Source organism: Haloferax sp. ATB1, from assembly GCF_000730175.1.
Genome location: NZ_JPES01000054.1, coordinates 1 through 21,116, shown reverse-complemented (window position 1 = coordinate 21,116; position 21,116 = coordinate 1). Strand labels below are relative to the sequence as shown.

Genomic DNA, 21,116 nt, shown 5'->3' with positions numbered 1-21,116 from the left:
TTCTGACGAACGAAACTGAGATACCCTTCGGCACAACATGGGGAACGCCCTGGTTGAGGTACGCCGACGTGGTAGCCAACACACGTTCAGTGTGTAGAGGTCAATCGAAATTCAGCAAGTCACGGGCCATGTTGCGCTTCTGAATTTCGTCTGTACCTTCAACAATGCGCATCCGCCTGGCGTGAGTGTACTCTGCGGCGAACGGCAAGGAGTTCATGACGCCCGCGCCGCCGTGGATCTGGATGGCGACGTCTGCAGCCTTGTTCCACAACTCCGCACCTCGGAGTTTGATAGAACTCTCTTCCCACCGCGAGAGCTCCCGCCGGTCGGCGAGCCATGCCGCGTGACGGTAGTGCCACCGCATCTGTTCAATGTCGGCGCGGAGGTCGGCCAACATCCCCTGGACGAACTGGTTCTTCCCGATCGGCTCTCCAAACGTCTGTCGATTCTCGGCGTACTTGATGCACTGATCAAACATCCACTGAGACCGACCGACGGCCTCCGCGCCTATTTCCACACGCGTCGATCCAAAACTCTTCAACTGATCGAGGAGGCCGCGGCCCTCCGAACCGATCATGTTCTCTTCGGGTACGCAGCAGTCATCCAGATGCACGAAGGCTTGCTGCATTAGCGGATCTCCCATGTAGCGTTGATACTTCCCGACTTCCAATCCCGGGTTGTCGCGGTCGACGAAAAACGAGGAGATACCCCGAACGTCGCCGTCCTCGCCAGACGTACGCGCGTGGATCACCCAGAAGTCCGCGATCGGTGCCATCGTGCTAAAGCACTTCGTGCCGTTGATGACCCACTCGTCGCCGTCTTTTTGCGCCGTTGAGTCCATCCACGTCGGGTCGCTGCCGTGATCCGGTTCGGTCAGCCCCATCCCATTAGTCAGCTCACCGGCCATGGACGGCTCAATCCATTGTTCGATTTGATATTTAGTAAGATTGTCCGGCTGAGGTGCGACGGGGCCACCGACACCACCCATTACCATATTGTGAAATCCATCGGGATTGCGGTTGTGGAGGTGTTCGAGAACCTGAGTAAACGGGAGCCCCCCCATCCCCTCGCCGCCGAGTTCTTCGGGCATCGCCATCGAGAGGAAACCGGCTTCGGCTGACTTCCTTCGAATCGTATTCCGAATCTCTTGGAACTCCGGAGTCATCTTTCCGTCCTCGTCGGCCCGGTTGAACATCCCGTCCTCACCGAGGTACTGGTCGTGCTCTTCTTCCAGTGGCTTGACCTCTCGCTCTATGAACTCGTCCAGTTGCTTCTTGATTATTCGAACTTCGGTCGACTGCTCGAAATGCAGCCCATAATGAGAGTTGGTCACACCTGACATGATTGAAGTGGTCTACTAGAGAGCAAATAGTTTTCGTCTAAGACACACCATGGTGCCGTGAGTCGAAAAACCGCGGAACTGAGGATTGAACTTCGTCCGATGGGCCGTTACTCGACGGGCGTGAACACCGGGATTGCAACGTCTTCCACGTCGGTCTCCTCAAACTGCACTTCAACCTCGTCGCCGATGCTGACGTCTTCCGGGTCGGCGCCGACGATGTTAGTTACCATCCGCGGCCCCTCAGCAAGCTCGACCGTCGCATAGATTAGCGGCAGGGCGTCCTCAGGCCACCCGGCCGCCTGCTGGGACACCGAGAACGAATAGACAGTTCCAGTACCCTCAGATTCGATGAACGAGACATCGTTACCGAGACACTCTGGACACGTGCGTCGCGGGTAGAAATGGACGAAGCCACAATCGTTGCACTCTGGTACAACCAGAGTACCGTCAGACGCGGCCTCCCAGTACGCGGCGGCCTCGTCGTCCTCAGACACCGGTGGAACTGGGCGAGGTTCCCACGTCATTGATCCGCCCTCCCAAAGATGAGCGTCACAGCTGCGTGACCGCCGGGGCCTCCACCAAGACCGTGTGCCATCGTGTATTCTGGGTCTGGAACCTGTACCTCTTCGTTTGCTTCGCCACGGATTTGGCGAACAGCTTCGATAATTTTAGTCATGCCACCGCGGTTGGGATGGTTCGAACAGAGACTTCCCCCGTCCGTATTGTACGGCAACTCCCCGTCTGGTGCCTTGAGAGCGCCACCTTCGACAAACTTACCGCCCTCACCGGGCTCGGCAAACCCGAGGTCTTCGATGGAGCGAAGCACGAAGAACGTGAATGCGTCGTAAATAGACGCATAGTCGATATCATCCGGTCCGACACCAGCTTCTTCATAGGCCATCTCACCGGACTCGACACCACCCTGAGTCAAGATGTCGGTGTATCCGGCGTTGCTGGTCTCGATGTGTTCGCCGTACCCGGTGATTTCGGCACAGTCACGGTCTAGCTCACTTTGGACGTCCTCAGACACGACAACTACCGCACCGCCGCCGTCACTGATCACACAGCAGTCAAGCATGTGGACCGGATCAGCTATAATTCGGGATTCGACGACGTCTTCGACCGTGACCGGGTCCTGATACATCGCATGCTCGTTGTACTGCGCGTGGTGAGCGGCAGCCTCGCGAATCTCAGCCAGTTGCTCGCTGGTGGTCCCGTATTCGTGCATATGCCGCCGTGCGTCGTGGGCGACTTTTGCGATGATTGTTTCCCCGTAGGTCGACGTGAAATGTGATCGGAAGTTGTCGAACCCGTGGACACCCGTTCCCGTGTCTTGGCTTCGAGAACGAGGACGACCGGCGAGCGTCACCAACGCGACATCACATTTCCCGTTTCGAATTGCATTCACCGCGTGTCCGACGTGGCTTACGTATGACGAACCGCCGACTTCCGTCGATCCGAAAGTCGTCACGTCGAGGTTCATATAATCCGCGAGAAGAACCGGACCGTTGTCCGGTTCACCGGCGGTGTAGTATGCATCGATATCATCTTTCGTCAGGCCGGCGTCTGCGAGTGCTCCACGAGCGACGTCCGCGTGTAGTTCCTGAACGGTCTTATCAGGCGCCTCGCGGGTTGGGTGCTCGTATGCACCGGCAATATAGGCTTGTCTAACTGACCCCATGGGAGGAATTTTTCCCGAGTCAATTATAAAAATACCGGTGGTAGCAACCCACGTGCTAGCACGACAACACTCTATCAGTGAGAGCAGAATACGATCTGTCCCTAAACCGAGAACGTCCCGGACGAAAGAGCGAGAGCGCAGGTGTTTCTGAAATTCCAAATCACAGTCGGAATACTCGAAGGCCCGACGGAGACTGACGACCGAGAGAAAATATAAATAACTACAGAAACATCTCTGAATACGATTTATGAGCGAGTTGAAACCCCTTTCAGGGGTCAACGTAGTCGAACTTGGGACGGCTATCGCCGGTCCATTCGCTACTAAAATGATGGCGGACTACGGAGCGAACGTTGTCAAGATCGAACAGCCGAACACCACCCGTATGCAGATGGCATCAGGGAACACCGACTTCGAAGGGTTCTCACACACCTTCGCTGCGTACAATCGTGGGAAGGACGCTATCACGCTTGACCTGAAGTCCGAAGCTGGACAGGACATCTTCATCCAACTCGTTGAGGAGGCCGATGTGTTTCTTGAGAACATGCGCAATGGCGTCGTGGAACGGCTTGGATTCGACTGGGGGGAGTTACGGGAGCGGAACCCAGAGCTGGTCTACTGTTCGGTTAGCGGCTTCGGCGATACCGGTCCTTACCGGAACCGTCCGGCTTTCAATTCGGTCGTGGAGGGAATGAGCGGATGGTTGTCGGGACAGGACGATGGGGTCGGATCACCCATCGCAGTCGTGGACCACCTCGCCGGATTCAACGCACTCGCCGGAGTCCTACTGGCCCTGCTCAACAGAGGCATCAATGGGCAGGGTGAGAAGGTCGAAGTGTCGATGCTCGACACAGCCATCGCGTGTTCGGGCGAGGAGCTCGCGGGATATTCGGAGGTACAGGCGGGATTCGACGTCGAGAATCCATATCAACCACCCATGCAGCCGTCGGGGTACTACGAAGTCGCTGACGGCCACATCTCGCTAATCATTCCCGACACGATGTGGGAGACGTTCGCTGATGCCATCAGCAAGCCCGAGTGGGCCGAGACTGATCACCGCTTCTCCGAGGAGAAGTATCGCCTCACCCACGGCGACGAACTACGGGAAGAACTAGAAACCGTCCTGGGGGAACGAACCGTAGATGAATGGTTGGAGTACTTTGACGATGAGGCACCCAGTGTTCCGTGTGGACCGGTGTACTGGATCGAAGATTTAGTCGAGGATCCGCACCTGAAACAGAGAGGCCAGATACTCGAACTAGATCACCCCGTACTGGGGAAACATTATCTCCCTCGGCCTCCGCTTCGGTTCTCGAACTGTGAGGTCGACGGCACAGACGTCAAACCGGCTCCTGGAGTCGGCGAACACACCGATTCGACACTCGAAGAACTCGGTTACACCGACGAACAAATCGCCGCGCTCAGAGAAAGCGGTGTGATCTAAGATAATCTGGTGTGGACAGTCGAGCCGTTCGTGAACGATCGCGCGTGTTCCTCGGCGACAAACGATGTGAAACCGCCACTCCGTAACTAGATCTCGAACCGACGGCCGCGTCACTTCTCAGTCGGATATTCTGATGACGTCTCGTTCGGCTAGTTCCTCGATCTCATCGTTAGAACGAATGCGTTCGAGAACAGCCTCGGTGTGTTCACCGAAACCGGGCGCTGGCGAACGAATGGAGTGATCATCGCCGCTACCAGTTCTCACTGGGAAGCCTATCTGTTCAAACGTGGTGCCATCGGAAAGCTCTATCTCGTCGACGAGGCCACGAGCTTCGATCTGGGGGTGTTCGAACACTTCCTCGAACTCGTTGACTGGTGCTGCCATCGCATCGTCGGACAAGAACGATTCCCACTCTTCGAGGGTCCGGCGCTCAAATTCGTTTGTGAGTTCCTGCATTGCATAGCGTCTGTCGTCGCCGGTTGCGAACTGATACTCCTCGAGGTCGAGACGGTCTAGCTCTGTCAACAGTTGCTTCCAGAACTTCTCTTCTGGCGCCGAGACACTGAGGTAGCGCCCATCTTTGGTCGGATAGATCCCGCTGCACGGGTGTGTGCGCCGAATCGCCTGTTCGGCCTCCGGGATCTGCTCGCTCATGAACGCTCGCCAGCCGTCGCCGGTCGCCAAGGAGACGAGGGAATCGGTCATCGAGACGTCAAGATACTCGCTGCCACCTCCTAACTCCCGACTCAAGAGCGCCGATACAACGGAAAATGCTGCCATCAACCCCCAGACATGTCTGCGACTGGGTAGTCTGGAATTGCCGGTACGTCGCCATCGCGAGAGCGGGTGCCGTCGAGGATGCCACCGACGGCTTGGTACATCGGGTCGTGTCCGACCTGATCGCTATACGGCCCGGTCTGACCGTACCCAGAAAGCGAACAGTAGACGATGTCGTCGTTTACCGACCGGACGTCCTCGTAGCCGATACCAAGTCGGTCGACGACGCCAGGGCGGAATTGCTCGAAGACCACGTCCGCCTCCGCAGCGAGTTCGAGGAACGCCTCACGTCCCTCATCGCTCTTTAAGTCGATGGCTGCGCTCTTCTTGTTTCGATTGACGCTGTGAAACATCGGTCCGTAACCAGTGTCACCGACCTCGACGGGACCGAGCCACCGGGCGTAATCACCCCGCTCGGGCTCTTCGATTTTGATTACCTCTGCACCCATATCGCCGAGGAGCATCGTTGCGAACGGGCCGGGTAACAACCACGACAGATCCAGTACCGAAACGTCAGTCAAGTCCATTGTCTGTGGGCCTCTCTGTCACGAGAGACATTCTGACGTTACTTAAGCCTATTTCCTGGCGAGGGGACGACGTATCATGGAGAGTGGTACACACGGGAACGCCTCAAACCGGGCGCGTCAAGACACACCCGCGGCGACGAGCGTGAACACGTTGGTTGACATCCCTTTGGTCCGAAACGAGGCGGGAGTCGAAGCGTGGCCCCGAAGTAGTAACCGAGTCAATACCCGTAATGGCGTCCGGCACCCGCGAGCAGCGTCCTGTACCGCCTCGGTCACTGACTGCTGTTCGAGAGGCATGGATAGCTTTCGCCGGACGGCGACTCGCCGTCCGGCCACAGAGGAGCCAGGTCGGCGTCCACCGGGTAGTGGAGACGACCATCGTCGTCCCAGCCCCACCCAGCGTCGGTCAGCGTTTGCCGCGCCAGTTCTTCGTCACCCGTCGGGTCGTCCGTGTGCTTGTACAGATGGTCGGTCGGTGGTCGATACGGATGCGCCGAGTGGAAGAACGAGGAGTAAAACTGTGGTTCTGCGACATCGTACAACGCCTGTGCAATGATCTGCTGGCGGTCGACCGATGCACCGACCGCTTGACGGAACTCGAGGAACTTCGTCGTCCCGTAGTTGTGTTGAGGCCAGATCTGATACCCGAGGAACGATGCCTGGGTGTGTGTTTCGACGGCGTCGTCGTCGGCGAGCCTGTTCACGACGTCCATGTTCTGCCTGACGAGCATGTCTACGTCGCCGTTCTGGAACGACCGAAACAGCGACTGCGACCCTTGGAACACTTGGAGGACGTGTCTGGTGTCCGGTTGGTGGACGGGATGATCATTGTACGGCGAGAGATGAATGGTTTGACCCTGCTTGAACACATCGACTTCGAACGGACCAGACCCGATGATATCATCGGTGTCGAGGCTGAAATCGGCGGGATTCTCCATGGCTGGGTCCCAACTTTCCTTGTGGAGGATGCCCCACCGTGGCCACACCTTCGTGAGCAACACTGGCGTAGGCTTAGACATCGTGAACTCGACCGTGGTCTCGTCGATCGCCTCGATAGAGTCGTACGGCATCGCCGTCACGTAGGGGTAGTCGTCGGCGTTGTCCCAGAGTAACTTGTACGTGAAGCGTACGTCCTCGGCCGTCACCGGATCGCCGTTGTGGAACGTCGCATCGTCGCGCAACGTGACGGTGATCGTAGTGCCATCTTCCGAGGCCGTGTACTCCTCTGCAAGCACGTTCCTGAGTTCTAGTGAGTCGTCGTATTCGACCAGCGGCGAGTTGATCAGATGGCTCCAGATCGTGATGGGTTCTGGCGAGGCGAGCGTAGGGAAGTTCGTCGTACGTACAGCGATAGTCTGAACGTTAGAGACGATTGTATCACCGTCGACCGGGGTCGAGTCGTAATACAAGTACGGGTTAGTCTGGTTGATACCCGCGCCGTTGTCGTGGCCCGATACCGTAACCTGGTCAGGGTACCACGCACCGGTGATGTACTGCGGGCACAGCGGTATCTCCCCTACGTCCTCGCTCCACACTTCGAGCGCGCTGTAAACTAGTTCCCTTCGTTCGTCTAAGTCGGCGGTCTCGCGTTGTCTCTTCGAGGCGCGCGTGTACGCACAGTTCGCGTAATTGACGAGGTTCCCACGGTTCTCCCGGCCGGCATTCTGAATCTCGTAGGTACTTAGTATACCGGTCGGATCGAGTCGACTCGGACTGGGAAGACGTCCGCCCACTACCATGTCGAACTCGCGCTGATCGGTCTGGAGTGACTGCTGAATCGCGGCGATCTCACGTCCTTCGATTTCGACCTTGACGCCCAATCGCTCTGTGAGGTTCGATTGGATGACCTGGACCATAGTCTCGTAGACGGACGTCGAACTACCCAGACCGGTCGTGTACCCCAGCACCTGTGTTGGGACGCGCTCGCCGAGGCTATCTGACTCGCTAGTCGAATTCTCGTTCCCTCCCGCCGAACACCCTGCGAGGTTCACCGCAGTCGCCGCCCCGAGAGCTTGAAGCACTTGCCGTCTACGCACGCCGCTACTCTCGGTTTGATTGGTCTTGCTACCAATTACCATGGAGACGACAATGAATAGCTCCAAGAAAAGTGTTGTGTGCAGATAGCTTTCGGGCCTCGGACGTCAACACTCAATTTTCAAGGGGTCCGCAGCGTCGCGGGACACCCCTCCAGTTGACGGACGGATTCGAAGTCGTCGCTCGGCCGTTGAACGACATCGATGACCTCAGTCGAGATACTCCTTTTTCGCCGAGCGTCGGTCGAGTTTGCCGCTGGCCGTCCGGGGGATGTCGTCGTCGATGAAGTGGTAGACTCGTGGCCGTTCGAACCGGGCCAAGTTGTCACTCGCCAAACACCACTCGTCTAGCGTCTCCGCCTCCACGTCGGTGCCCGAGGTACGGACGAGCGCAGTAACTCGCTCACCGTACTCGTCGTCCTCGACGCCGACGACGGTCGCCTCAGCCACGTCCGGGTGTGCGTTCAGACGCTCTTCGACCGGCGTCGGAAAGACCTTCATTCCCTTCGATGTGATCATGAAATCCGAGCGCCCCTCGAGATAGAGATAGCCGCTCTCGTCTTTGTATCCCAAGTCACCGGAATACCACCACCCATCCTCGAACTCGGCCTCCGTCTTCTCGGTGTCACCCCACGCCCACACTGGGGCATCAGGCCCCTTAATGATGATCTCACCGATGTCTCCTACGTTCAACGTGTCTCGTGGAGTACCGCCCTGCTCGATAACGCGAACCCGTTGTCCGAGTATGGGCTGACCGACGCTCTCGATGCGGTCACCTTCCATCTCGGCGCTCGAGATAGTCGTTCCCAGAATTTCGGTGGAAGCGTACCCGTTGTGGACGTTCGAACAGATGTTGGTTTGCAACTGCTTGAGGGTAGTCAAATCCATTTTCTCGCCGGTCGACACGATTTTCTCAAGCGAGCTCAAGTCGTACTCATCGAGGGAATCAAGCCGAAGTACTTCCCGCCACATTGTCGTTACCAGAGTGACCAGCGTCAGCTCCTCACGTTCGATGAGAGCGACGATATCTTCGGGGTCCCATTCCGGCCAGAACACCACCGTTCCCGTGGATAGTATCGTGTTGATGAAGTTCTGCCACCACGATGCGAACCCAGGGCTCAATACGAGCAGACGGCGTGTAAGCCGGTCGTCGGAAGCCGATCGTTTGTGGCCCTTGTACATGATTCCCTCATGGGTATGACACCAGCCCTTGGGACGACCCGTCGTTCCCGAAGTCCACCAGATTGCCGCGACGTCGTCCGCTTCGATCCGGATATCCGGTTCTATTCTGGATTGTTCCGCCATGAGCGCTGGTAACGATTCCTCGTAATCAGCTTGGGGTGATCCCAAGTTGATTACTGTTGGCTTCGCACCGTCGATGATGTCGAAGACGCGCTCCTCAAAGAACTCCGCGTACTCCTCGTCGACGACGAGTACCCGCGGACGAATAGTTTCGATACAATAGGCGAGGGTGTTGGGAGACGCGCGGACGTGAAGGTTTGACGGGACACCGCCGGCTTTGAAGACGCCGTTCAGTGCCACAGCGTGGTCGACAGATGACCCACAGAGGAATGCGACGCGGTCTCCCTGGGAAATGTACTCCTGAAACGCGTTCGCAGCGTAAACGCTCTCCCTGTCGAACTCGGCCCAAGTGACGCGCCGGTCGGGATCGACGAATGCGGTCGTTTGCGGATTACTTTCAGCGGCGATACTCGACAGTTCGGCGAGTGTCTGGGATTCAATTTCCTGTTTTCCGTGCATAGACGATTACCTGTAGTTGATTTCGTGATTGGAAGTAGTTATTTCTGTGGCCTGAACCGATAGAGCGAGGCTTCGTCATCGACGTCGTCGAACACTACCTCGACCGCCTGACCGATTTCGAGGTCGTCCGGGTCGCATTCGACAATGTTAGTGACGATTCGCGGCCCCTCCTCGAGTTCAACGTACGCGAGGACGTATGGCGTGGCATCGCCGTACGGGCCCCGTGTCTGGCGTGTTACCGTATAGGTGTAGATTACACCTTCACCAGACGCCTCGGTCCACTCTGTATCTTCGCTCAAACAATCAGGGCAGAGTTCTCGAGGGTAGAAATACACCGTCTCGCAGTCAGTGCAGCGACGAAGGAGAAGGCGTTCCTCAGTCGTTGCAGACCAGAATAGCTCCGTTTCTGGTGTAATGAAGGGCCTCGGCGTGGGTAGGTCGCTCATAGGTATCCCTCCTTCCCGAGGACGAGAGTAACGCTCTCCATTCGAGATGCGATGCTGCCGCCAGTTCCATGGGCGAGGGCGACATCGCAGTCCTCGACCTGAACACCGGGATTTGCCTCGCCTCGTAACTGTCGAACCGCCTCGATAACTTTCGTCATTCCGCCCCGATTCCCCGGATGATTGTTACACAGGCCGCCACCGTCAGTATTGAATGGTAACTCGCCGTCGGGAGCTTGTAAGGTTCCCCCTTCGACGAACTCACCACCTTCACCTTTGTCGCAGAACCCCAAGTCCTCCAGCGTCTCGAGGACGGTGATAGTGAACGAATCATAGATAGACGCGTAATCGATGTCGGCCGGACACACCCCCGCCTCTTCGAATGCTCGGGGACCTGAATCGACTGCACCGGTGTACGTGAGGTCTAACCGACCGGCATCCCGGTGTTTCGGTGCCTCTCCGTGACCGAGTACCACGGGTGAGTCTCGGTCGAGATCGTCAGCCACCTCTGGGCTGACGACGAGTAATCCTCCTCCGCCGTCACTAATCACGCAGCAATCCAGCAAATGGAGCGGATCACTGATCAACCGCGAGGAGACGACGTCCTCGACCGCGACCGGGTCTTGGTGCATGGCATTATCGTTGTACTGGGCGTGTTGTGAGGCAGCGACACGAATCTCGGCAAGCTGTTCGGGCGTCGTACCGTACTCCGACATGTGTCGCTGCGCAGCGAGCGCGTACAAGCCGACGGTAGACGGACCGAAAACGTTCTCAAACGCACTCCCGGGGGAGGGTGAGGGACTCCCGTCAGGGTCTGCCCCGCCCGATTCGGAACGCGGCCGACCAGCGAGCGTAATCAACACGACGTTGGCTTTCCCGGCAGCGATGGCGGCCGCGGCGTGGCCAACGTGTGAGACATAGGAGGATCCACCTACATCAGTCGTGTCGACGTACGACAAGTTATCCAAGCCAAGGTAGTCCGCCATAGTGAGCCCCTGCAACCATCCGGGAGCTCCTGCAGTCATATATCCGTCGACCGAATCCTTTTCGATCCCGGCGTCTGCGAGCGTCCCACGAGCGATTTCTGCGTGGAGTTGGGCTGTCGACTTGTCCGGCGCCTCTCTTGCCGGATGCTCGTAAGCACCCGCAATGTGTGCTGCACCACGTATACTCATACCACGAAAGTCAGAAACATGCAAGAAGAACCTTTCGGTAGTTCAAGAACTAATTACCAAATAGGGATACTCGAAAACCACTAACGTGTTAGATCCATAGAGATCATTGACTGAAAATAGATCCTGCGCAAGTTACTGCGACCACAACACCTAAATAAAATAATGGGATTGACTAACATATGCGGGTACTCGTAGCAGTCAAACAAGTGACTGAGGTCGCTGACGACTTCGAAATCAGCGGGACATCAGTCGAACAACAGTATCTCGAATACGATCTCAACGAATGGGACGACTACGCGATTGAGGAAGCGGTCCAACTCAGCGAGTCGGGAATTGCCGACGAGGTCGTCTCTGTCACTATCGGTCCCGAGCGCACCGAGGAGACTATCAGAACAGGTCTCGCAAAGGGCGTAGATCGTGCTATCCGAGTCTGGGACGATACGCTTGCCGAGAAAGATCTTCCCAACGTCAGAACCAAGGCGAACATCCTCGCCGCTGTAGTCGAACAAGAGGAACCGGACCTCATTCTCACTGGCGTCCAGGCGAACGACGACGGATTCGGTGCCACTGGTGTGGCCCTGGCTGACGAAATCAGTTCCGAGTGGGCAAGCGTCGTGACTGAACTTAACCTGGATCTCGAAGACGAGGTAGCCCGTGTTCACCGGGAATTAGAGGGAGGCATCGAAGAGCTTCTTGAGGTCGAACTCCCCGCTGTGCTCACTATCCAGACGGGAATCAACGAACCCCGATACGCTAGTCTCAGGGGTATCCGTCAGGCCAGCCGGAAGGAACTCGTCCATCAGACACTCGACGATCTTGGAGTTGAGAGCGACACAGAGGACAGTCTTCGACTCGTGAGCATGAACGAACCCGAAAGCGAAAGTGAAGCACAGTACTTCGACGGGTCCACCGAAGAGCAGGCCAATGAACTGGCTGGCGTCCTCGAAGAGAAAGGGGTGGTTGGCGAATGACCGTCCTCGTCGTCGCGGAACATCGGAACGGAACGCTCCGAGACGTCACCTTCGAAATGATCACAGCCGGACGGGACCTCGCCGACCAACTCGACAGTGATCTCACTGTCGCCGTCATTTCGGGAGATGTCGATCGACTCGCCGAGCAGGTCAACTGCGAAGGTGTGGACGCGGTGACTACGGTGGATTTCGGCGATACATTCAACCACGGCGTTTACACCCAGGTGGTTGAACAACTCTACGAAGAGCTTGATCCCAAGGTCGTTGTGCTTCCGAACAGCGTCAATGGTCTCGATTATGCGCCGGCCGTTGCGAATAGACTCAACCTCTCACTGGCAACCGACACGATAGAACTCACCGCTGCAGACGACTCGCTCCGGGTCGTCCGTGAGATGTACGGGTCGAAAGTAGAGACAACGGTTGATATCGACAGACCAGCTGTGGTGACAGTCAGACCTACCGAGTGGCCCCCTGCTTCAGGGGAGGGGTCCGCCGACATTAGTTCGTTTACGGCCGATATCGACGAATCGGCCCTCGGATCAAAGTCGACCGGGTTCGAAGAAGTTGTGGCCGGTGGCGTCGATATCTCCGACGCTGAGTTCATCGTCGCTGTCGGTCGCGGTATCGAGGATGAGGAGAACCTTCCTCTGATAGAGGAGCTGGTCGACGTTACCGGTGCGACGCTGGCAGCATCACGACCGATCGTCGATAACGAGTGGCTTCCAAAGAACCGCCAAATCGGCCAGTCTGGAAAGGTCGTCACACCGGATGTGTACATTGCCGTCGGTATCTCCGGGGCAGTTCAGCACGTAGCTGGAATGAAGGGCTCTGATACTATCGTCGCCATCAACTCCGATCCCAACGCACCGATATTCGACATCGCAGATTACGGCATTGTCGCTGACCTCTTCGAGGTGGTACCGGAACTAATCGAAGCGTTCGACGGCGAGTCACCCCTGTAGCAAAGGGCCCCCATTCTTCGGGAGAATAGGCAACTGAACCGTTTTCGGGAGAGATCGCAGACGAACGTTACCTCGACGAGTTCTCCCAGTCGTATCGGAGCATGATCTCGTCGACCGCACTCGTCAGGTGGTCGGGGAAGTTAGACTCAAAATTCATCCGGTCCATCCAACCGGCGGGACCATCGATCGCCAGCGCACCGATAATGGTGTCATCCTGCGAGAGAATTGGTGCGGCGATTGCCTTGACCTTTCTATCAGTCTCCTCGTCGTTTATCGCGTACCCCTGTTCCCGTACTTCAGCTAGCTCTTCGAGGAGTTCCTCAGGATCCGTGATTGTGTTTACTGTCCGCTCGGGTAACCCGTGGCGTTCGATAATCTCGTAGACTCGATCCGTGGGCATGTGGGCTAAAATCACTTTGCCGGCCGCGTGACAGTGGAGGTGTTGGCGGTGTCCAACGCGCTTGTTTGCGGGCGTCTCCACCGAATGTTCACCCATCGCGGTTTCGACGATAATCGCTTTTCCGTGCTCCTCGACGATGACAGCAACGCCGCCACCCGTTTCTCTAGCCAGGTTTTCGAGAAATGGTTCCGCAGTAGGTAAGAAATCGTACCGATCTTTTGCAGAGAGGCCATGGTTATAGAACCGAAGTCCGAGGACGTATACTCCGTCCTTATTGACAAGGTATTCACGGTCGGTCAGAGTGTACAGATATTCGTGGACCGTACTCTTTGCGAGGCCCACTTCTTCGGCTATCTCACTGACGCCTGCACCACCCTGCTCGTCGATAAACGAGATGATGTCAAGGAGGTTGTCTGCCGTTTTGAGTCGTCTCCTGTTTCCGGATTCACGTCCCATACCATGTAATTAGTTGACACTCATCATAAATCGTTCGGCATGTCCAGAGTTCAAATACGGACATGGACTGACAGTTAAATCGAAACAAGATGTTGTGTTGCGGGCTGAGATACGGTAACTCAATTATTGGACTTACAGATCGTAGCGGAATTATACTCACCACACAGTACTCTTTGCATCGGTCACCTGTGTGAGTTGAGACAATTATAAAGGATGTGACGAAGCCCATTTCAGAGTCTTGAGGCTAGCTGAATGTCATCGATTCGCAATTCGAAAATATCGAACAGGATTTGAGGTTAAAGCCGTTCACCAAATCTTGGAGAACTGATATTTACATCCATATGTGTGTAATGCTACTTGCTGGTAAATAACATGCCAATATCATACTGAAATGACGTATAGGGCCGCAGTCGGTGGTGGCAATTTATACAATTCATCGGTGGATACAACGGTGTTGTCAGGCAATGTCTCAAATCAGACTTCCAGTTCAACTATGGAAATACCGAACTAACACGTAGTAATAATTAGCAACTGCGCTATATTTATATGCCGGTGTTTTATGGTATCTCGTACACTCGCTTCAATTACTCAGATTTGCCATCACCTGAATCAATTCCCCAATAGTTTTATATTGTAGTGTTTGCTTTCCTTGAATATGAGTTCAAAACATATGTCAAAATCGGAAGTCCATCTATCGGTAAAAAACATCGGTGGCATCAACGAACTCTCGACATCATTTGAGCCAGGCGTATCGGTCCTCGCTGGACGGAATGCAACGAACAGAACATCCCTCCTGCGGTCCATAATGGCTGCTCACGGAAGCGATGATGTGTCGCTTAAAGGCGACGCAGAGGAAGGCTTTGTTGAACTCACTATCGGCGACAAAACGTATACTCGAAAGTTTGAGCGAAAGGGAGAGACAGTAGTCTCTGGGGGAGAACCGATTCTCGATGATACAGAACTTGCTGACCTATTTGCGTTCTTGCTCGAAACGAACGAAGCTCGTCGCGCAGTCGCCAACGAGGGTGACCTCCGTGACCTCATTATGCGACCAGTTGACGTCGAGTCCATCAACGAGGAAATCAATGCTCTCCAACAGCAGAAACGAGAGATATCCAACGAACTTTCCACCCTCAGTAATCTCTCGGAGAAGCTTCCGACTCTCAAGCAACGTCGGACGAAACTCCAAGACGAAATCGATAAAAAGAAGACGGAACTCGTCCAGAAAGAACGCGAGGTCGAAGAGTATGACGAGAATATAAGCGAACAGCAGGAAGCAGAAAGCGAGCTCGAGTCGAAACTGAGCGAGCTTCGAGACAAGCGGGGTGAGCTTGACGAGGTTAATCGCCGGATTCAGACTGAAAAGCAGAGTCTCACCGCACTTGAGTCCGAACGGGACGAACTACACGAGGATGCTGAAGAACTTCCGGATGCCGCTGGTGGACAAGTAAGTGAAATCAACTCCAAAATTAGTCGACTTCGTACACGTCGGCAAGAGATCGAGTCAACTGTCAGTGAACTCCAGAGTGTGATTCAGTTCAACGAAGAAATGCTCTCTGGGACGTCTTCTGACATTGTAGAAGCACTCCGTGGTTCGGAATCGAGTGAGGGAGGGAATGTAACCGATCAACTTGTCACCAATCAGCAGGTCGTCTGTTGGACGTGCGGGTCAGAGATCCACCAAGGCAAAATCGAATCAGCTATTGATCGACTTCGAAGTCTCCGCCAAGAGAAACATGATGAGAGCCGTTCGTTAAAACAGGAGCTTTCTGATCTACAAGACGAGAAATCGACGTATGAACAGCGGCAGCGTGAACACGATCGTATCGAGCGACGACTCTCTGAGATCGAAAGCGAACTGACAACTCGCGAAGAGCGCACCGAGGAACTGAAAGAACGACGAGCCGGCCTCGAAGACGAAATTGACTCACTTGAACAGACCGTTGACGAGCTGGAGAATGAGGAACATGGTGAATTACTCGATCTGCACCGCGAAGCCAATCAGATAGAGTACGATCTCGGACGACTCCGTTCCGACCTCGAAGACGTTGAAGATGAGATTGCATCTATCGAAGTAAAACTCGACGAACATGATGAATTAGTGGCTACTCGTGACGATATCGACGAGGAACTCGCAGAACTCCGCACACGAATAGAACGGCTCGAATCGGAAGCAGTCGATGAGTTCAACACCCACATGGACGAGGTACTCAACGCACTTGAGTACGAGAACCTCGAAAGAATTTGGATTGAGCGCACGGAACAGCGTGTCCGAGAAGGTCGCAGGAAAGTAACTAAGTCGGTCTTCGAACTGCATGTAATTCGAACGAACGAAGAAGGTGTGAGCTACGAAGATTCGGTATCTCACCTTTCAGAATCAGAGCGTGAGGTTACCGGCCTCGTGTTTGCGCTCGCAGGATACCTCATCCATGAGGTCTACAAGACGGTTCCATTCATGATACTCGACTCACTTGAAGCAATAGATTCTGCCCGTATTTCTCGGCTTGTGGACTATTTCGCGGATTACGCTGACTACCTCGTCGTCGCACTGCTTGAAGAGGACGCACAAGCAGTCGACAGTTCGTATCTGCGGTATTCACCAGCATAAGCCGCGCGTCAAACACTGTTTTTGAACTGACAAAATATAATAATATTATTTTATATATCTCCCCCGTCCTCGAACTCGCTCTCGGGGAGTGGTAGCGTGTCCTTGATGTGAAACTAATCCTCCGAAACTGTGTTCTGTGTACGTGTAATGCGTTGCAGATACGATCAAGAGTTAACAGCGGTAGGCGTAGGTGTTTAGACCAAGTCTACGCTTGTTGGGCTCGTCCCCCAGTAGAAGAGGATTGCTCCAAGAATGACGATGGCACTTAGCGTGATGAATGGAAGTGTCCTTCCGCCGGCCATGTGATGGAGTTCGTTTATACCGAGTGGCGCAAGGAACGCAGAGCCAGCTAATGCAATATTGATCAGACCAACTGTCGCAACTGCATTCTCAGAGCCAAAGCAAGTGAGGATAATCGGCGACCAAAGAGATGCAAGAGGCCCAAGGGCGACTCCAAACCCAAAGAGAACGATGTAGATGAGGTGATTCGAGTGAACAAATGGAAAAACGAACGCGCAGAGACTGGCGAGAAAGACACTTACGCTAAAGGTTTTACGCTGACCTACCCAATCTCCGATAAGTCCACCACTAATACGAGTGACGATGCTGACACCACCGATGATACTGAACCCAGCAGCGGCAGTCTTGGTATTAATACCGCTCGCTGTGAGCATCCTAACGAGATGGGCAGAGAGGACGTAATACCAGCTAAAAGTAAGGGCAAAACCAATCGCCGTGCTGAGAAATCGTATGTTCTTGACTCTTTTACCAAGCCATGCGATATCAACTGCGGTTGGGTTCTGCAGGTTCTTCGGTGGCCGACGGTAGAGGCGACTCGATACGAATACGAGAATAGTGGTCGCACCGATAACAACCGCAAAGGAAAGTCGGAGACCAACCTGATTGAATAACCAGATCCACACAAACGGCAGCACTAATGGGCCAAGACCGATTCCCGTCATTGTGAGACTCGTTGCAAGCCCTTGATAAGAATCAAACCATTGAGGCGTGAGTGAAACTGTAATAGTAAACGCGGTCCCCCCTGCGATGCCAAGAAGTGAAAACACTACAACAACACCAGGGTATGAATTGACAATTTGGAGTAGTACGGTAGCAGCTATGAGGGCGGCACCGACCATTACGAGGACCGGTTGAAGAGAGAACCTGGCGGCGAACACGCCAAATAGCCCACCAACCATGAGAAAGACTGCAGTTGTGATTGAAAAAATCGATGACACTTGTAACTGAGTAAGGTCAAAGATTGTGACAAGGCGATCTGCATAGACGGTGAAGGTGAAAATAGTCCCCCAAATCATTGTGAGGACGCAGATACCGAGCCCGACGATCAGCCACCCCTGCGTGGAATCAAGTGCTTCTTGATGAGCTGTTGGCTCTCTGGTTCCTGTCATAATCTATCTCTCCCACCGTCGTATTGAGTAGTTAGTCTACAGGATATAGTCATCCTTTGAAGTAGCTGTACACTCGCAAGGTTTTAATAAGCAAGGTTGTACTGTTCGGTTCTCATCTGGTGTTGCAAACGGTCTCGAATAGCCTACTCGTACGCTAATCGGAGTTCGATTTCATTTGACCCTGTTGTGACAAGTTCAATGAGCTGCTGACGGTATTCATCGTTTTCGATGCGTGCATGGGGCGCTGCGATGGCGAGCGCGCCTCGAATATCGTCGTCGACCACGATAGGTGCAGCGACTGCAGAGACTCCCTGTGCGGTCTCATTGTGGTTGACGGCGTACCCTTGTTCACGAATCTCGGCAAGTTCCTTCTGTAGCTCATCTCTCGATGTGATTGACTCTGGAGTCTGCTGCGGGAGACCATGGGTCTCGACGACATTCGCGATGTGTTCGTCCGACGAGAACGCAAGCATCACTTTTCCGGATGCTAGACAATTCATGAACTCGTGTTTACCCAATCTTTCATGGGTCTCAATCGAATTTTCTCCTAACTCCTGTGCTAAGTAGACTACTTTTCCACTCTGTTCGACCGTCAACCAAACTGCAGCACCACTTTCTTCAGCCAATTGCTTGAGAGTATCTCTCGACTTCGAGCATATCGAAAATGTATCACGTGCGGCAATACCGTGATCCAGAAATCGGAGTGAGAGACTGTACTGCCGTCCTTCGTTCACAAAGTAGCCGAGGTGGGTGAGTGTCGTCAGGTAGTCGTGCAGTGTACTCTCAGCCATGTCGACATGTTCGGAAATTTCGGTAAACGTCGCAGATTCTAGGTCTTGGACGATCTGGACTAACTCAAACACTCGAACTGCTGTTTTGATGGGCCGCTTCGGTGAGTCAGCGTTTGTCATAGTATACCTAATGATGATTTCACGTATAAGACTTGTTCAACCGTCTGGCGTCTGTCGTAGAGTACGGCGTATCTTATTTGAGATAGTTCGTAGTTCAATTTGTAGAGTTACGACACTATGTTTGTAATTATGTGTCCCCCGAAGATATGAAACTTCGAATATACCGAAATACGGATTCAGTATACTGTAGAGGATTCTAGCGGACTCAGTGATTACTTTGAGTTGACTCTCGTCGTTGGGTATCAGGATCGACTCGGATATTTCAAAATCAGCTGAGGCAGTCCTACCCAACTCAAACTCTACAACCAAAATAGAGCCGCAAAATGAGGTAACTTCTAACTTCGGGTGGATAACCAGTTTTCTCGGGTCAGATCCCGACGTAGACGTCGCCGTCGACGGCCTCGGCGTCAAACGTACCGATACACTTCCCTGAAACCTCATGCTCACCGGACTCGATATCCAGTTCCCAGAGATGCCACGGACAACTCACGCTGAGCTCCTCTTCGTTGACCCCGCCGCGGGACTTCGTCCACGTATGTTCCGCGTTAATCTTCTCCTCACCCGCCTTGTACAGCGGCGCGTTTTGGTGTGGACAGCGGTTCGACAGGGCGTGAAATTCGCCCTTGACGTTGAAGATCGCGATTTCGATTCCGTTAGCATTCACCGCAATCCCACGGCCACGGGGGATATCTTCGACCGATGCGACCTTTGTGTAGTCGTCTTTGATCTGTGAATCTGCGCTCATGGCTGGTTAGATACCGAGTATATCTTCGGCGTTCTTGTGTAAGATCGCGTCGCGAAGGTCCTCGTCGAACGCGCGGGACGTGTAGAACCACGTCGGCGGGTCGAGCGTCTGGTGCGGCCAGTCGCTTGAGTAGATGAACGTGTCCTCCGCCATACTCAGCTCGAGTAGATTCCTCGCTTGTCCGGACCCTCGCGGAAGTGCGAGCGGTTGGGTCGTCACGTAGATGTTGTCGCGGAGGTATTCGCTCGGACGTCGGTCAAGGTACTCCTCGCCGTCTTCGTGCTTCCGGGGGGTGATTCTGATGTCGTCGGGGTGCATTTCGTAGAATTCGTCCATTCGGTAGCGCAGGAACGGGAGCCACCAGTGGCCACCCTCCTGAAAGACGACGTTGAGGTCGGGATACCGGTCGAACACGCCTCGCATAATCATGTTCACGATGTTTACCATCGTGTGGACGGGCCAATCGAACCCGAGTACCTCGGTCCACGTCAGCATCTCGTCACCGACGTAGGAGTGCTGTGGCCAGTACGCGAGCGACCCGTGCAGGAGGAGTGGAAGGTCGTGTTCGACGAGTGCTTCGAACACCGGCTCGAACTGTTCGCTTCCCCACGGCGTCTTGGGGTCGAACCACGAGTACGCGGCGACGATATTGTCCTCCGATGCGACGCGCTCGATTTCTTCAACCGCGTATTCGGTGTCCCACTTCGGGACGAGCATCGAGGTGTAGACACCCTCGTCCGCGAAGTTGTCGAGCATGTAATCATTGCCCGCCTGCACGATTCCGTTCTTCAGGACGGGATGGTGCTGAAGCGGGAGATTGTTGATCCCGGCGTTGACGATGGGATCATCGATGGCGAATTTCTCGCAGGCCTCGTGGACGTCTTCGGCATACTCCGCACGTCCCTGCGTGAACAGTCCCTCATTGCCCTCTTTGATACCGTAGGCGGCGTCCCACTTGCCCATAATCGGTGTCGGACCGAACTCAGTCGTCAGCTTGTCTCTGACGACGTCGTCTTCCACGTACGACAACAACTCGTCCTCCAGTGGATTGACATGGAAGTCGAGATCGATGACTCGATCGTCGAACGCTTGATCGGGTACCTCTGCTTGAGCATCTATTCGGCTAATTGGCGAGCCCATGATAAACAACTGTGATACTACCGCATAAATAAGTTATGTATATTAACCAATATTTTCAGTCACAAGTCGGGCAGTTCGGGTGAGTCGCTCCCTGCGACGGGGGGTCGGTGAGAGAGAAAGGCTGTGGCTGGAGGACGGCTAGTGAGGCGAATCAATGACTGGGAACACGATACCGTCGGAGAGTCGCGAACCTACGGAGCCGATTCGTCGCTGGAACAAGACTGCTATTGAAATAGGTTATAATTATTTTCTCAGGTATGTTTTATACCTGATGATGAAACTCTGACGAGTTATGCTCGGTAGCCAAGCATGGGAGAGCGAAGCCACGTATCCG

The 21,116-nt window shown here is 54.6% G+C and carries 16 protein-coding genes and 1 pseudogene; 4 read left to right on the top strand and 13 right to left on the bottom strand.

What is annotated here, in order from left to right; genetic code table 11:
* Positions 1–100: 100 nt before the first annotated feature.
* From ATB1_RS08930 to ATB1_RS08920, 3 genes are all read right to left on the bottom strand, one after another.
* Positions 101–1,342: an acyl-CoA dehydrogenase family protein gene (locus ATB1_RS08930; protein ID WP_052367897.1), complete on the bottom strand. Its 1,242-nt coding sequence runs from the start codon at positions 1,340–1,342 to the stop codon at positions 101–103.
* A 107-nt stretch (positions 1,343–1,449) separates the two neighbouring features.
* On the bottom strand, positions 1,450–1,836 hold the full coding sequence (locus tag ATB1_RS08925) for a Zn-ribbon domain-containing OB-fold protein (RefSeq protein WP_198526070.1): 387 nt from the start codon (positions 1,834–1,836) through the stop codon (positions 1,450–1,452).
* A gap of 26 nt (positions 1,837–1,862) precedes the next feature.
* Positions 1,863–3,182 (bottom strand): thiolase domain-containing protein, encoded by a 1,320-nt coding sequence (locus ATB1_RS08920; protein WP_198526069.1) that lies wholly within the window; start codon positions 3,180–3,182, stop codon positions 1,863–1,865.
* Positions 3,183–3,270: 88 nt separating this feature from the next.
* Between ATB1_RS08920 and ATB1_RS08915 the strand changes: the two genes are divergently transcribed.
* Entirely contained in the window at positions 3,271–4,464 is a 1,194-nt protein-coding gene (locus tag ATB1_RS08915) for a CaiB/BaiF CoA-transferase family protein (protein ID WP_082256355.1), read from the top strand.
* 117 nt (positions 4,465–4,581) lie between these two features.
* Here ATB1_RS08915 and ATB1_RS23175 read toward each other — a convergent pair.
* From ATB1_RS23175 to ATB1_RS08890, 5 genes and pseudogenes are all read right to left on the bottom strand, one after another.
* Positions 4,582–5,705: pseudogene (locus ATB1_RS23175) on the bottom strand (CaiB/BaiF CoA transferase family protein).
* A 335-nt stretch (positions 5,706–6,040) separates the two neighbouring features.
* The gene (locus ATB1_RS08905; protein ID WP_082256354.1) at positions 6,041–7,846 is read right to left on the bottom strand and encodes an ABC transporter substrate-binding protein; all 1,806 of its coding nucleotides are present in this window, start codon (positions 7,844–7,846) and stop codon (positions 6,041–6,043) included.
* Between the two features lie 165 nt (positions 7,847–8,011).
* Positions 8,012–9,562, bottom strand: coding sequence for a class I adenylate-forming enzyme family protein (locus tag ATB1_RS08900; RefSeq protein WP_042663393.1), 1,551 nt, complete (start codon positions 9,560–9,562; stop codon positions 8,012–8,014).
* Positions 9,563–9,600: 38 nt separating this feature from the next.
* A complete protein-coding gene (locus ATB1_RS23850) occupies positions 9,601–10,008 on the bottom strand; it encodes a Zn-ribbon domain-containing OB-fold protein (protein ID WP_042663392.1) in 408 nt (135 codons plus the stop codon).
* Complete coding sequence (locus ATB1_RS08890) at positions 10,005–11,180, bottom strand: thiolase domain-containing protein (protein ID WP_042663391.1); 1,176 nt, start codon at positions 11,178–11,180, stop codon at positions 10,005–10,007. The genes ATB1_RS23850 and ATB1_RS08890 overlap by 4 nt, the downstream gene beginning before the upstream one ends.
* Before the next feature lie 179 nt (positions 11,181–11,359).
* On the opposite strand from ATB1_RS08890, the gene ATB1_RS08885 reads away from it, so the two are divergent.
* Positions 11,360–12,151 carry an electron transfer flavoprotein subunit beta/FixA family protein gene (locus ATB1_RS08885; RefSeq protein WP_042663389.1) on the top strand — a complete coding sequence of 264 codons (792 nt, stop codon included), beginning with the start codon at positions 11,360–11,362 and terminating at the stop codon, positions 12,149–12,151.
* On the top strand, positions 12,148–13,113 hold the full coding sequence (locus tag ATB1_RS08880; RefSeq protein WP_042663386.1) for an electron transfer flavoprotein subunit alpha/FixB family protein: 966 nt from the start codon (positions 12,148–12,150) through the stop codon (positions 13,111–13,113). The genes ATB1_RS08885 and ATB1_RS08880 overlap by 4 nt, the downstream gene beginning before the upstream one ends.
* A 67-nt stretch (positions 13,114–13,180) precedes the next feature.
* Here ATB1_RS08880 and ATB1_RS08875 read toward each other — a convergent pair whose 3' ends face one another.
* Positions 13,181–13,969, bottom strand: a complete 789-nt coding sequence (locus ATB1_RS08875) for an IclR family transcriptional regulator (RefSeq protein ID WP_042663385.1) — start codon at positions 13,967–13,969, stop codon at positions 13,181–13,183.
* Between the two features lie 655 nt (positions 13,970–14,624).
* Here ATB1_RS08875 and ATB1_RS08870 point away from each other — a divergent pair.
* A complete protein-coding gene (locus ATB1_RS08870) occupies positions 14,625–16,577 on the top strand; it encodes an archaea-specific SMC-related protein (protein WP_042663384.1) in 1,953 nt (650 codons plus the stop codon).
* Between the two features lie 194 nt (positions 16,578–16,771).
* Here the strand turns inward: ATB1_RS08870 and ATB1_RS08865 are convergent, their stop codons facing one another.
* The 4 genes from ATB1_RS08865 to ATB1_RS08850 all read right to left on the bottom strand — a co-directional run bounded on the left by ATB1_RS08865 (position 16,772) and on the right by ATB1_RS08850 (position 20,782).
* Positions 16,772–17,986, bottom strand: coding sequence for a nitrate/nitrite transporter (locus ATB1_RS08865; RefSeq protein WP_042663383.1), 1,215 nt, complete (start codon positions 17,984–17,986; stop codon positions 16,772–16,774).
* A gap of 143 nt (positions 17,987–18,129) precedes the next feature.
* The gene (locus ATB1_RS08860) at positions 18,130–18,897 is read right to left on the bottom strand and encodes an IclR family transcriptional regulator (RefSeq protein ID WP_042663382.1); all 768 of its coding nucleotides are present in this window, start codon (positions 18,895–18,897) and stop codon (positions 18,130–18,132) included.
* A 367-nt stretch (positions 18,898–19,264) separates the two neighbouring features.
* Complete coding sequence (locus ATB1_RS08855) at positions 19,265–19,642, bottom strand: Rieske 2Fe-2S domain-containing protein (protein ID WP_042663381.1); 378 nt, start codon at positions 19,640–19,642, stop codon at positions 19,265–19,267.
* A gap of 6 nt (positions 19,643–19,648) precedes the next feature.
* Positions 19,649–20,782, bottom strand: coding sequence for an amidohydrolase family protein (locus tag ATB1_RS08850; RefSeq protein WP_042663380.1), 1,134 nt, complete (start codon positions 20,780–20,782; stop codon positions 19,649–19,651).
* Between the last annotated feature and the right edge of the window lie 334 nt (positions 20,783–21,116).